General features: G+C 71.8%; 12 protein-coding genes and 1 pseudogene. 7 read left to right on the top strand and 6 right to left on the bottom strand.

From position 1 onward, the window contains the following. The first annotated feature begins 39 nt into the window (after positions 1–39). Complete coding sequence (locus OG349_RS02175) at positions 40–1,062, top strand: LacI family DNA-binding transcriptional regulator (RefSeq protein ID WP_327232933.1); 1,023 nt, start codon at positions 40–42, stop codon at positions 1,060–1,062. Positions 1,063–1,115: 53 nt separating this feature from the next. Here OG349_RS02175 and OG349_RS02170 read toward each other — a convergent pair whose 3' ends face one another. After that, entirely contained in the window at positions 1,116–3,455 is a 2,340-nt protein-coding gene (locus tag OG349_RS02170; RefSeq protein WP_327232932.1) for a SpoIIE family protein phosphatase, read from the bottom strand. Positions 3,456–3,803: 348 nt separating this feature from the next. Next, positions 3,804–4,451: a nitroreductase family protein gene (locus tag OG349_RS02165; protein ID WP_327232931.1), complete on the bottom strand. Its 648-nt coding sequence runs from the start codon at positions 4,449–4,451 to the stop codon at positions 3,804–3,806. A gap of 159 nt (positions 4,452–4,610) precedes the next feature. Between OG349_RS02165 and OG349_RS02160 the strand changes: the two genes are divergently transcribed. The 4 genes from OG349_RS02160 to OG349_RS02145 all read left to right on the top strand — a co-directional run bounded on the left by OG349_RS02160 (position 4,611) and on the right by OG349_RS02145 (position 8,007). Then, complete coding sequence (locus OG349_RS02160) at positions 4,611–5,105, top strand: MarR family winged helix-turn-helix transcriptional regulator (protein WP_327232930.1); 495 nt, start codon at positions 4,611–4,613, stop codon at positions 5,103–5,105. Positions 5,106–5,238: 133 nt separating this feature from the next. Next, positions 5,239–6,606, top strand: a complete 1,368-nt coding sequence (locus OG349_RS02155) for a ferredoxin reductase family protein (RefSeq protein WP_327238410.1) — start codon at positions 5,239–5,241, stop codon at positions 6,604–6,606. A gap of 10 nt (positions 6,607–6,616) precedes the next feature. Next, on the top strand, positions 6,617–7,213 hold the full coding sequence (locus OG349_RS02150) for an FMN-binding protein (protein WP_327232929.1): 597 nt from the start codon (positions 6,617–6,619) through the stop codon (positions 7,211–7,213). Beyond that, positions 7,213–8,007 carry an FAD:protein FMN transferase gene (locus OG349_RS02145; RefSeq protein ID WP_327232928.1) on the top strand — a complete coding sequence of 265 codons (795 nt, stop codon included), beginning with the start codon at positions 7,213–7,215 and terminating at the stop codon, positions 8,005–8,007. Before OG349_RS02150 ends, OG349_RS02145 begins: the two co-directional genes overlap by 1 nt. Positions 8,008–8,018: 11 nt before the next feature. Here OG349_RS02145 and OG349_RS02140 read toward each other — a convergent pair whose 3' ends face one another. Continuing rightward, positions 8,019–8,972, bottom strand: a complete 954-nt coding sequence (locus OG349_RS02140; RefSeq protein WP_327232927.1) for a GlxA family transcriptional regulator — start codon at positions 8,970–8,972, stop codon at positions 8,019–8,021. 204 nt (positions 8,973–9,176) lie between these two features. Between OG349_RS02140 and OG349_RS02135 the strand changes: the two genes are divergently transcribed. Continuing rightward, positions 9,177–9,671: a hypothetical protein gene (locus OG349_RS02135; RefSeq protein WP_327232926.1), complete on the top strand. Its 495-nt coding sequence runs from the start codon at positions 9,177–9,179 to the stop codon at positions 9,669–9,671. 30 nt (positions 9,672–9,701) lie between these two features. Here OG349_RS02135 and OG349_RS02130 read toward each other — a convergent pair. Beyond that, a pseudogene (locus tag OG349_RS02130) lies at positions 9,702–10,115 on the bottom strand (NPP1 family protein); the annotation flags it as partial. 405 nt (positions 10,116–10,520) lie between these two features. On the opposite strand from OG349_RS02130, the gene OG349_RS02125 reads away from it, so the two are divergent. Continuing rightward, on the top strand, positions 10,521–10,733 hold the full coding sequence (locus tag OG349_RS02125; protein ID WP_327232925.1) for a hypothetical protein: 213 nt from the start codon (positions 10,521–10,523) through the stop codon (positions 10,731–10,733). Between the two features lie 3 nt (positions 10,734–10,736). On the opposite strand, the gene bla is transcribed toward OG349_RS02125, so the two are convergent. Next, positions 10,737–11,636, bottom strand: coding sequence for a class A beta-lactamase (gene bla, locus OG349_RS02120; RefSeq protein WP_442806357.1), 900 nt, complete (start codon positions 11,634–11,636; stop codon positions 10,737–10,739). Positions 11,637–11,675: 39 nt separating this feature from the next. Continuing rightward, complete coding sequence (locus tag OG349_RS02115; RefSeq protein ID WP_327232923.1) at positions 11,676–12,716, bottom strand: LLM class flavin-dependent oxidoreductase; 1,041 nt, start codon at positions 12,714–12,716, stop codon at positions 11,676–11,678. Positions 12,717–12,750: the final 34 nt, after the last annotated feature.

Genomic DNA, 12,750 nt, shown 5'->3' with positions numbered 1-12,750 from the left:
CCCCGCCGAGGTTCCGACGAGACACCCAGGACAGGACACGTGGCCCAGACCGTAGGTATCAAGGACGTGGCCCGGCGGGCCGGAGTCTCGGTCGGTACGGTGTCGAACGTCCTCAACCGCCCCGAGAAGGTGTCGGAGCCGACGCGTGTACGGGTACGGGCCGTCATCGACGAACTCGGCTTCGTCCGCAGCGAGTCCGCCCGGCAGCTCAGGGTCGGCACCAGCCGGATACTGGCGATTCTGGTGCTCGACATGACCAACCCCTTCTTCGTCGCCATGGCCAGGGGCGCGGAGCGCGCCGCGCGCGAGGCGGGGCTCGGGGTGATGCTCTGCAACAGCGCGGGCAGCGCCTCCGAGGAGGCGGAGTACCTGTCGCTCTTCGCCGAGCAGCGGGTGCGCGGGGTGCTGTTGACACCGGCCGACGCCACCGGGCGCAACGTGCGTGAGTTCGCCCGCCAGAACATCCCCTTCGTGCACGTCGACCGTGCCGTGCCCACGGCGGACGGCTGTTCCGTCTCGGTCGACGACGTGACCGGCGGGGCGCTCGCCGTCCGCCACCTGCTGGCGGCGGGACACCGCTCGGTGACGTACGTCAGCGGACCCATGGACCTCCCGCAGTGCCGGGACCGCCGCACCGGCGCCCTGGCCGCCCTGCGCGAGGCGGGCCTCCCCGACGACGCCCTGGGCCATCTGGAGACGGCCCGGCTCGACGTGGCGTCGGGGATCGACGCGGGGGCGCGGCTGCTGGGGCTCGCCGTGCGGCAGACCGCCGTGTTCTGCGCCAACGACCTGCTGGCGCTGGGGGTGCTCCAGGCGATGTACGGGGCCGGTGTGAACGTCCCCGGTGACATCTCGATCGTGGGATACGACGACATCGAGTTCGCGGCGGCGGCCGTGGTCCCGCTCACCTCCGTACGGCAGCCGGCCGAGCGGATGGGCCGTACGGCGGCGGAGATGCTGCTGGACGAGACCGAACCGGACCGGGAGCACCACACACACCGGTCCGTGGTGCTCCAGCCGGAACTGGTGGTACGCGGCTCGACGCAACCGCTCGGCCGCTGACGGTCCTGAGAGCGGTGGCGTGAGGCCGTCCGGCGGACGGGTGGGTGACCCGGTCAGTCGGGCGGCAGGGTCTGCTCCGCCCAGATGGTCTTGCCGCCACCCGTCTGCCGGCTGCCCCAGCGCCGCGTCAGCTGCGCGACGAGCAGCAGCCCGCGCCCACCCTCGTCGTAGGCGTGGGCGCGCCGCAGGTGGGGCGAGGTGGAACTGGCGTCGGACACCTCGCAGATGAGGGCGTGGTCCCGGATGAGGCGGAGCCGGATGGGGGGGTCGCCGTAGCGGATGGCGTTGGTGACCAGTTCGCTGACGACCAGTTCGGTGATGAAGGAGACCGCCGTCAGGTCCCACGCGGCCAGCTGGTCCGTCGCGGCCTGGCGGGCGGTGGCCACGCTGGCGGGGTCGGCGGGGATCTCCCAGGTGGCGACCCGTTCGGTGCCGAGTACCTGGGTCCTGGCGAGGAGCAGGACCACGTCGTCGCCGGGCTGCTCGGGCAGGACCTCGCGCAGGACCGTGTCGCAGAGGGTGTCGAGGTCGGCGGCGGGGGCCGACAGCGCCGCGCTCAGCTGGGCGGTCGCGTCGTCGAGGTCACGGTCGGGGCCCTCGATGAGCCCGTTCGTGTACAGGGCGAGGACCGAGTCCTCGGGGAGGAGGAGCTCGGTCGACTCGAAGGGCAGGCCGCCGATGCCGAGGGGCGGCCCCGTCGCGACCTGGACGAGGCGGCCGGCGCGGCCGGGCCGTACGAGAACGGGTGGTGGATGCCCGGCCGAGGCCAGGGTCAGACGGCGGGCGACGGGGTCGTAGACGGCGTACAGGCACGTCGCGCCGAGTTCGGCGATCTCGGCGCTGTGTTCGTCGGCGGCCAGGTGGGTGACGAGGTCGTCGAGGTGGGTGAGCAGTTCGTCCGGCGGCAGATCGACGTCCGCGAGGGTCCGTACGGCGGTGCGCAGGCGTCCCATGGTGGCCGAGGACTGGATGCCGTGGCCCACGACGTCACCGACGACGAGGGCGACGCGGCTGCCGGAGAGCGGGATGACGTCGAACCAGTCGCCGCCGATGCCGGCCGCCGACCGGGAGGGGAGATAGCGGTGCGCGACCGTGACCGCCGCCTGACCGCCGGAGGCCTTGGGGAGCAGGCTCTGCTGGAGGGTCAGCGCGGTCGAGCGCTCGCGGGTGTAGCGGCGGGCGTTGTCCACACACACCGCCGCCCGGCTCGCCAGCTCCTCCGCCAGGTCCATGTCGTCGGCGGTGTACGCGTCCGGGTGGGCGAGGCGGGAGAAGATCGCGACGCCCAGCGTCGTGCCACGGGCCCGCAGGGGCACGACCAGGAGGGAGCGGATCCTGTCGCGGAGGGCGCGCCCGGCCGGATGACGCCGGTTGTTGTACTCCATCCACCGTACGAAGCCCGGATCCCCCGCGTTCACCAGCATCCCCCGTCCCTCCGCGAGCGCCCTGGCCGTCGGGGAGAAGGACGGATGGACGCTTGTCGCACCCAGTTTGAGGCCCGGCGGGGGCGCCTCCTTCAGACGGGAGGTGTACGCGGCACGGCGCAGTGGGACGCCTTCTGCCGTCGGGGCCGACGGTTCGCCCGGCCCCAGCACCCAGTCGAGCAGGTCGACGCTGGCGAAGTCCGCGAAGCGGGGCACCACCAGCGCGGTCAGCTCCTCGGCGGTGCGGACCACGTCCAGGGTGGTGCCGATCCGGGTCGCCGCCTCGTTCAGCAGGGCCAGCCGACGGCGCAGTCCGCGCTGCTCGGTGCGGTCGAACGCCACCATGGCCACCGCCGACACGTCACCGGCCGGGTCCAGGACCGGCCACAAGTCGATGCTCCAGGCGCGGTCCAGGCCGTCGGACGGCGCGGGGGCGTCGACATCGTAACGGAGGGAGACTCCGGTACGAGTGACCTTGACGAGGTTGTCCCGCAGCGCCCTGCCGCCCCCGTCGACCGGCACGGCGTCCGAGGAGAGGCGCCCCAGCACCTCGCTCTCGGGGACGCCCAGCATCTCGCAGGCCTTGCCGTTCGCCAGGAGGAACCGCTGGTCCATGTCGAACACACACATCGCGACCGAAGCCTGCTGGAAGGCGCGCGCGGCCGGCGAGGACTCGGGGGCGCCGGTCGGCGTGGCCCCGACAAGGTATCCCAGCGGCTCCCCGGCGGCGTCCGTCACGGGGGACGCGGTGAGGGCCAGCCGCAGAGGGTGACCGTCCCGGTGGCGGAGCACGACCTGGCCGGCCAGCGCGGCCACCGCGGCGGCCGGGGCGTCCTCGGCGAGCAGTTCCCGGGCGGGGCGTCCCACGGCCTCCTCGGCGGTGTGGCCCGTGAGCAGCCGCGCTCCCTCGCTCCACCCGGTCAAGGTGCCCTGGGGATCGATGATCGCAGCGGCGCCGGCATGGTCCATACGCCCAGGGTGCTGCTTCGACGTCCCGCCATCAACTCCGGAACCGCCGGTGGCGGGCCTTCTCGGTGTCCCGTGTCCGCCGTTCTGTATCCAGCGGCCCGTGCGGCCGTGGCACGGCGCACTCGATTCGTACGCTAATATTGATCATGTGCTCGCGGCCGGAAATCCGGTGGCAGGGCCTCGCGTTGGTGGTCCAAGGAAAGACGCCCCGCTTCCTGCGGGGAAATGCAGGTGCAAGGCCTGCCCAGCGCTCCATGGGAAAGCCCCGGACTCGTTCTCCGAGTCCGGGGCTTTCCGCTGTCCGGAGTGGGGGACGCGGACGCCGAGCCCGGGCTGCGCCCCTTCCCGCTACCACCCTTCCCAGTGGAGGACTTCCTCGCGAGGGATCCGGCGGGCGGGCCTGAAGTCCGTGCCGACGGTGAAGGCGAGCGGCAGGAACGCGGCGAGCATGACCTCGTCGTACGGCACACCCAGGACGCCGGCCAGCTCGCGTTCGAGGGGGCCCTGGGCCGTGGTCCACACCGTCCCCAGCCCGCGGGCGCGGGCGGCGAGCATGAAACTCCACACCGCAGGCAGGATCGACCCCCAGGTCATGGACTGATCGAGCGCGGAGGCCCCGTCCGTACGCCCCTCGACGGCGGGGATGACAAAGGCGGGCACGCGGTCGATGTTCTCGTACAGGTGCCGGAAGCCGTCGGAGATACGTTCCATGGAGCCCGGGTGGGCGTACATGCGCCGCATGTCCCGCTCGGTGGGTCCCTGACCGCCCCCGGTCGTCACCACCCGGCGGTAGACGTCGGCCACCGCCCCCCTGAGGGCCGGCTCGGTGACGACGAGGAAGTGCCAGCGCTGCCGGTTGCGCCCGGTCGGCGCCTGCGTGGCCAGGTCCACGCACTCCTCGATCAGGGCGCGGGGGACAGGGCGGGTCAGGTCGAGGCGTTTGCGTACCGCCCGGGTCGTGGACAGCAGCTCGTCCGGGGTCAGGGGCAGGGTCACGGTGCTGTCCTCGGGGTCATGGGGCTCTCCTGGCGGGTGGGCATACGCAGATAGTCTGCGGACAGATTATTGGCGAGCGTACGATGAGCTTCTGTTTGCGGTCAAACAATCTTGGCGAAGATGATTCTGGTACGGTCGTGGCGAGACGAAGGAGGCCCCATGACGGCCAGGATCCCCACGAGCCGGCGCGGCGCGGCCTACTTCCCGCAGCTCGCGGCGGAACGTCTCGACATCGCGCTGTGCCGGGCGTCGGCGGCCGTCGCGCGGGCCGCGGACACCCGCGCGGCCGAGCTGGGAACCGGGGTCGGTCAGCACCTGGTGCTGAAGATGCTCGCGGCCGTCGGCCCCAGCTCGCAGCGGCTCCTCGGTGAGGAGCTGCGCATCGACCGCTCCGTGATGGTCGGCATCTGCGACAGCCTGGAGCGCGCCGGGCACGTACGCCGTGAACCGGCCCCCGGCGACCGGCGCGCCTACGCCGTCACCCTCACCGACTCGGGCCGGGCGCTCCTCGCCCGGGCCGAGGAGGCGACCCCCGCGTTCCTGGACGAGGCGTTCGACGGCCTCACCGCCGCGGAGCGCGACCAACTGTCCTCCCTCCTCGGAAAGTTGCTGGACGCCGGGGCGCGCCGCCCGGGTGGGGACGTACGGCCGTAAATCCGTACAGGTGGTCCGGGAGGAACCACCGAAGTGCGAAGTCCCCGCTCCGGGCCGCTCTCCGATTGAACTCGCCGCCGCCGAAATCCGTATGGGCTGGCACGTGGGCGAATCGAGGAGCATTCCCTTGGCGATGATGCACAACGGCCGGGCCGCGCGACGGCAGACCATGCGCGCGATACGCCCTCAACGGTCGGGCGCGCGAACCCTGTTGGTGGCGTGCTGGGCCGGCGCCGTGGCCGTCATGGCGCTGTGGTGGCAGAACACCCCGGTCGTCCATGTGGACATGGCCGAGTGGCTGATCGGAGGGGGCCGCCTCACCGGACTCCTCGGCGGCTACACGATCGCGATCGTCATCCTGCTGATGGCCCGGGTCCCCGCGCTGGAACGGCGGGTGGGCTCCGACCGCGTGACCCGCTGGCACGCGATGAGCGGCCGGTACGCGGTCAGCCTGGTCCTCGCCCACCTCCTGCTGACCATCGGCGGATACTCCGTCCAGGCCAACACCGGCTTCGTGGAACAGACCGTCATCCTCGTCGTCGACTTCCCGCGCATGATCGAGGCGACCATCGGCACCGCGATCCTCCTGCTGATCGGCTTCGTCTCGGCGCGGGCTGTACGGCGCAGGATGCGCTACGAGACCTGGTACTACCTGCACCTCCTCACCTATGTCGCGGTCTACCTGACCTTCTGGCACCAACTGGCCGCCGGAGCCGAGTTCGTGGCGAACCCGATGGCCCGCACCGCCTGGTACGCGCTCTACGGCGCGGCCGGGGTCCTGCTGCTCTGGTACCGCGTCCTGGCACCGATCCGGCTCAACCGGCGCCACCGCATGCGGGTCGAGAAGACCGTCTACGAATCACCCGGCGTCGTCTCCGTCCTGATCACCGGGCGCCGGCTGCACCGGCTCGGCGCCCAGCCGGGACAGTTCTTCCGCTGGCGGTTCCTCACGGACGGACTGCGCTGGAGCTCCAACCCGTACTCCCTGTCCGCACCCCCGCGCCCCGACCTGCTGCGCATCACCGTCAAGGCGAACGGCGAGCACAGCGAGGCCGTGGCCGGGCTGCGGCCCGGCACCCGGGTCTGGGCGGAGGGTCCGTACGGGGCGATGACGGCGGCCCGGCGCAGCCAGGAGAAAGTGCTGATGATCGCGGGCGGCGCCGGGATCACCCCGATGCGGGCGCTGTTCGAGACGCTGCCCGGCGAACCCGGCGACCTGACCCTGCTCTACCGGGCCAGCAAGACCGAAGACCTCGCGCTCTGGGGCGAGTTGCGGCGGATCGCGTCCGCACGCGGCGCGCGACTCCTGTACGCCGTCAACGGACCCGACGGCGTCAGACCGGAGATCACACCGCAGCGGCTGCGCGAACTGCTGCCGGACATCGACGACCACGACGTCTACGTCTGCGGTCCCACCGGGCTGGCCCGCCAGTCCTACGAGGCCCTGCGCGCGGCGGGCGTGCCCGCCCGCCGCATCCACCACGAATCCTTCGAGATGTGAGGCACACCCCGTGAAGAGGAGACATCCGCTGCGGCGGATCATGATCGGTGTCGCCGCGACCGCGTCGGGCGTTGTCCTGCTGCTCGCGCTGAAGCAGCCCGGCGGATCGTCGGTGGCGGTGGCGACCGTGCCGCCGGGCGGCGTGGCCGCGCCCCCGGCCGGGGCACCGCAGGCGGCGGGCGACGCCCCCTCGGCCGGTGACTCCGCCGCCGACGCCCCGGCCGCCGGTGCTCCTTCGGCGGGCGCCCGGGACGCCGGTGCCGAGGACGCGGATGGCCAGGACGCCGGCGTACCGGCTCCGAAGGCCCCGGCCCGGCCCGCGCCGCCGCGCGTGCGGACGGTGCTCGGTGACGCGGTCGACACCCAGTACGGGCCCGTCCAGGTGCAGTTGACCCTCAGCGGCACGAAGATCGTCAAGGCGGCGGCCGTCCAGGCGCCCGGTTCCGACGCGCAGAGCAAGTCGGTCACCGCCAACGCCGTCCCCCAGCTCAACCAGGCCGCCGTCGCGGCGCAGAGCGCGGGGATCGACGCCGTCTCGGGCGCCAGTTACACCAGCAAGGGCTACCAGGACTCGCTCCAGAGCGCCCTCGACAAGGCCGGGGTCTGATGGCCGCCGAAAGCGAACGCCTGCGCCACGTCGAGGAGTCGATGGGGACGGTCTTCTCGTTCGACGTCCGGGGCGTGCGCGACGGGGCCCGGGTCCGCGCGGGGCTGCGCGCCGCCGTCGCCTCGCTCCACCGCGCCGACGAGATCTTCTCGACGTACCGTCAGGACAGCGAGATCACCCGTCTCGCCCGGGGCGAGCTGACGGAGGCCGACTGCGACCCCGACGTCCCCGAGGTGCTGGCCCTGTGCGCGGCGGCCGCGCGGGAGAGCGGGGGATGGTTCACGACCGGCTACGCGGGCGGGCTCGATCCGACCGGGCTGGTGAAGGGGTGGGCGGTGGAGCGGGCGGCGAGGACGGTCGCCGAGGCCGGCGCGGGCGCGGTCTGTCTCAACGGCGGAGGTGACGTCCAACTCCTCGGCGGACCCTGGCGGGTGGGCATCGCCGACCCGCTGCGGCCGGGCGCGCTCGCCACGGTCGTCGAGGCCGGGGACGACCTGGGGGTGGCCACCTCGGGTCCCGCCGAGCGCGGCTGCCACATCATCGACCCCCGTACGGGCGAGGCACCGGCCGGCGGACTCGCGTCGATCACGGTGGTCTGCCCGGCGGGGCTGACCACGGCGGATGTACGGGCGACCGCCGCGTACGCCATGGGCGAGCGGGCCCGCGACTGGCTGGAGGCCCTGCCGGAGACGGAGGGTTTCGCGGTCACCGCGGACGGCACCACCTGGGCGACCAGCGGGTTCCACCACCACGTCGTCGGGCTGCCGCCGCAGGTCATGTCCGTCGGCTCATGACCGTACGGGGCTCATGACCGTACGGGGCTGTGGAAGGAGGCGCGGTAGGCCTGCGGTGTGGTGCCCGCGACCCGCTTGAACCGCTCGCGGAACGCGGTGGGCGAGCCGAACCCGGCCTGTTCCGCGACCCGTTCGACGGAGTGGCCGGTGGTCTCCAGCAGGTACTGCGCCCGGCGGACGCGGGCGCGCAGCAGCCATTGCAGGGGGGTGGTGCCGGTCTGCTCGCGGAAGCGCCGGCTGAAGGTCCGCTCGCTCATCCCGCACCGGGCGGCCATCGTGTCCAGCGTGAGGTCGTGGCCGAGGTTGTCCTCGATCCAGGACAGGACCGGTTCGAGCACCGACCCGCGTGGCACCGGCGGCTGCTCGTGCACGATGAACTGCGCCTGGCCGCCCTCCCGTTCCAGCGGCATCACCGACAGCCGCGCGGCGTCGGCCGCCACGGCGGAGCCGAGGTCGCGGCGGATCAGATGCAGGCACAGGTCGAGCCCGGCCGCCGCCCCGGCCGAGGTCAGCAGCTGCCCGTTGTCGACGTAGAGCACGTCGGGGCGCACGTCCACCTCCGGGTACAGGCGTGCCAACTCCTCGGTGGCGACCCAGTGGGTGGTGGCGCCCAATCCGTCCAGGAGTCCGGCGGCGGCGAGGATGAACGTACCGGTACAGATCGAGGCGATACGGGTGCCCCGCGCGGCCGCCGTCCGCAGTGCCTCCAAGGCCTCCTCGGGAGGCGGCCCCGCGTGCTCGGAGCAGCCCGGCACGATGATCGTGTCGGCGTCGGCCAGCGCCTCCAGGCCCCACGGCACGCTGAGGGAGAACGCGTCGCCCGCCACCTCCGGGGTCACCCCGCACACCCGCACCCGGTACGGGCGGCGGCTGTCGGGCAGGCGGACGCGCCCGAAGACGTCGATCGGGACGGCCATGTCGAAGGCCACCACATGGTCCAGGGCCAGCACCGCAACCGTATGCACAAAACAGACGATAGACGGGTTCCCGCCGTGCCTGGTACCTGGGGTGTTCTTCACGACCCCCTCATCACCCCGGCTCGGACGTGTGGCGAGAATCCGTTGGCATCTGTCGTTCCAGCCCATGGAGAGAGGTGACCGGCCGGCCCTAGCGTGAGCGCGGTGGCCCTGACGATCACGGACCGCACCACAGAAAGAGACGTTCTCCCGATGACCAAGTTCCTGCTCACCGTTCATGTGCTGGTCGCCATCATCGCCATCGGTCCCGTGACCGTCGCGGCCAGTATGTTCCCCGCCGCGGCGCGGCGCGCGGCCGCCGCCCCGGACACCGGGGAGGACCTCGCCACGGTACGGGTGCTGCACCGCGTGTCCCGCGTCTACGCGGGAGTGGGGCTGGCCGTGCCGCTGGCCGGGCTCGCGACGGCCCGTTCCATGCACGTCCTGGGCAGCCCCTGGCTGATCACCTCGATCGTGCTCACGGCGGCGGCCGCGATCGTCCTGGGCCTGCTGATCCTGCCCTCCCAGGAGGCCGTCCTCGACACCCTCGCGGGCACGGGCACGGGCACGGACACTGGCTCTGGACAGGTGGCGGTCGAGCGCGCGACGACCGCCCGGCTGGCGATGCTGACCGGCGTCTTCAATCTGCTCTGGGCGACGGTCACGATCCTGATGATTGTCCGCCCCGGCTCGACCACCGGGGCGTGACCCTCACGACGTACAATTTCCGCCTTTGTGTCAGGCGTTGGGGTTGAAGGGAATTCCGGCCGGCATGGAATGCTCAAGGGCGTAGTCGAAGTCGCCGTCCTTGATTTTGATCGAGGCGGAGCCGAAATTCGCACTCAGGAGCTTGTCGCGGAATCCCGGCGGGTAGCCTTCCCAGCCGGCGAGGCGCGGGAAGAACCAGCCGCCGGTGGCGTTCTCCGCCGGCTCGTCGTTGTTGCCGGCGAAGCGGAAGGCGTGGGTGGAGGCGCCGTCCTTGTGGTAGACGATCTTGGGGTGGCTCCCGTCGAAGCGTATGGACGACCTGGCGGCCACCTGGTAGCTGGAGTGCTGCGACACCGAGACGTACTCGGCCTGGTTGTCCTTGACCCACACCACGACGTGCTCCCAGTCGTGGCGGTGCCCGATGGCGGCCGGCCCGAGCGTGGCCGGGGTTGAGGGGGCCGTCGCTGCCGATGGCCGCGGTGGCGTAGCGGCCGTTGGGGCGCCGTTTTCTCGGAGTTCTTCGCAAAAAAACAGCATGCTGCGCATACCAGCCTTGACGATCGAATGTGGGGGTGGGAGAGGCGTCTCCCGGGTGACGCGGCGTAAAATTAGCCCGGGGCGGGGCAAGTTGCAAGTAAAGAAAAATGTCTCCACGGAAACCATGTGCCGAATGAGCGGCATTCCGGCCGCCTCTTCGTGACCGGTCGGGGTTCGTGCATCATGGACGCCATGAACGCATCGGGTGGCAGCGCCGAGTGGCTCACCGTGGCGGCTTACGAGAGTGTGCGGGGCTGTCCGCACCCCGTGGCGGCCGTGCGCGCTTGACTGCGCGACCGCGGTATCGACTGGATGCCCTTCGACGAGGGCGAGATCCAGGTGGACCTCGCCTGCGGCCCCGGCCCTGACGGGCACTGGCGAGGCTGGTTCGACGTCCGCGTCCGAGCCGCCGACCTGCGGCGGCTCGGACTGCACCCGGACCAGCCGACCTCGGAGGTCACCGCCCCGTCCCCGCCGCGTTGGTGGCACGCCGCCGCGGAACGTGACGCTCGCCGGTCGCGGTGACCGTCAGGAAAGTGCTCCAGTCACCAACGCGGCTGTTCTGGCGATCAGTTGGTCGTCGGCCGGGGCGTCGGGGTCTCGCTTGGTGGACAGGACCGACAGGACGACGGCCCCCCGGCCGGGGGGCCAGGCGACTCCCACGTCGTTCGTGGTGCCGTAGTCGCCCGTCCCGGTCTTCTCGGCGACGGTCCAGTCGTCGGGGAGGCCCGCGCGCAATCGTGCGGCGCCCGTGGTGTTGGCCAGCAGCCAGCCGGTCAGCCGTTCGCGGTCCGCGGGGTCGAGGGCGTGGCCCAGGATCAGCCGGGCGTAGGTCCGGCCGACGGCGTACGGGCCGGTGGTGTCGGTCGCCCGCTCCGGTTCCGCCGAGTTCAGCTCGGGCTCCCACCGGTCGAGCCGGGTCACGGTGTCCCCGGTGGAGCGGCAGAAGAGGGTGACCGACGCCGGTCCGCCGAGCTTTCCGAGCAGGAGGTTCGCGGCGGTGTTGTCGCTGTGGGTGATGCTCGCGGCGCACAGGGCCTCGACCGTCATGCCCTGGGCGAGGTTGGCGGGCAGGCCGGTGACCGGTGCGTACCCGGACCGTACGACATCCTGCTCGGTGTACCGCACGCGCCGGGACAGGTACTCACCGTCCCTGTCCCGGTCCCGCAGCACGGCCGCGACGGCGAGCGTCTTGAACACCGAGCAGATCGGGAAGCGTTCGTGCGCCCGGTGGAGGACGGTCCTGCCCGTCGCCACGTCGTGGGCGAACACCCCCAGCCGGGTGGACCGTTCCTTTTCGAGGTCGAGCAACTGCCGCGCCAGTGGCGTGTTGTCACGCCGACCCGACGCGTACGCGGTCGTCCCCAGCGGCACGATGCCCGCCAGCGCGGTCCCGGAGCCCGCCGCCAGCAACAGGCGGCGCGACAGGGCTGTTGATTCTTTCGACCCCAAGATCCTGCTTCCCTTCTAGTCGTCGTCCGGCTGGTCCCTCTCCGGTGCCCGCCAGCCCAGCGCCGGGCCGAGCTTCGTGGCGATGTCGGTGAGAATCTGGACGTAGTCCTCGTGGTCGAAGGTGAACGGCAGCGCGAACGCCACCTCGTCGATCTCCCGGAACGCGACGTCGGCGTAGAGCTGTTCGGCGATCTCCGCCGAGGTGCCGACCAGGTCGCGCGCGAACAACATGCGCGCGGGACCCTGCGGTGTGGTCGTACGCGGTGTCCGCTTCGCGACGAACTCCTCGTACCTCGCCCGCTGTTCGGACGACGCGCTGTCCGTGGGGATCACGACGAGCCCCTGCGAGACGCGGGCACGGTCGCCGTCGGGGTGGTGGGCGCGGAAGGTCCGGATGTGCGACAGCTGGATCTCCGCGAAGTCCTCGGACTCCTCCGCCTTCACGACGCTGCTGGTCAGGTAGTTCATCCCGTGCTCGCCGGCCCACCGGGCGGACCGCAGACTCCCTCCGCCGTACCACATGCGGCTGCCCAGACCGGCGGCGTGCGGCTGGACGCGGTCGGAGAACACCTCGAAGCCCTCCGTGCCGCTGAAGTTCGTGGCCGGTTCGCCCCGCACGAAGCTCAGGAGCCGTTCCACCCGGGCGTAGCTGAAGTCCTCGACCTCGGCGGTGTCCGGGTAGAGCGCCTCCTTCACCTGGTCGTAGTGCATCGGCGGCCCGACACTGATACCCGGGTTGAGGCGGCCCCCCGACAGGATGTCGACCGTCGCCAGGTCCTCGGCCAGCCTCAGCGGGTTCTCCCAGCCCAGGGGGATGACGGCGGTGCCCAGTTCGATACGGCTGGTGCGCTGCGAGGCGGCCGCGAGGACCGCGACGGGGGAGGAGATGCCGTACTGGAGGTGGCGGTGCCGCATCCACGCGCTGTCGAAACCGAGCCGCTCACCCAGTTCGATGATCTCCAGGGTCGATTCGTGGCCCCGGCGGGGATCGGCGTCCTCGAAGAGCCCGATGGTCAGGAAGCCCAGCTTCCGCAGCGGCTCCGAAGTCAGCGGCACAGGATCCTCCGAGGTCCGCGGCATGCTCTGTCAC

It is taken from the genome of Streptomyces sp. NBC_01317, from assembly GCF_035961655.1.
Lineage (GTDB): Bacteria > Actinomycetota > Actinomycetes > Streptomycetales > Streptomycetaceae > Streptomyces.
Note: the sequence above shows the minus strand (reverse complement) of the source record. Positions and strands in the feature narration are given on the sequence as shown.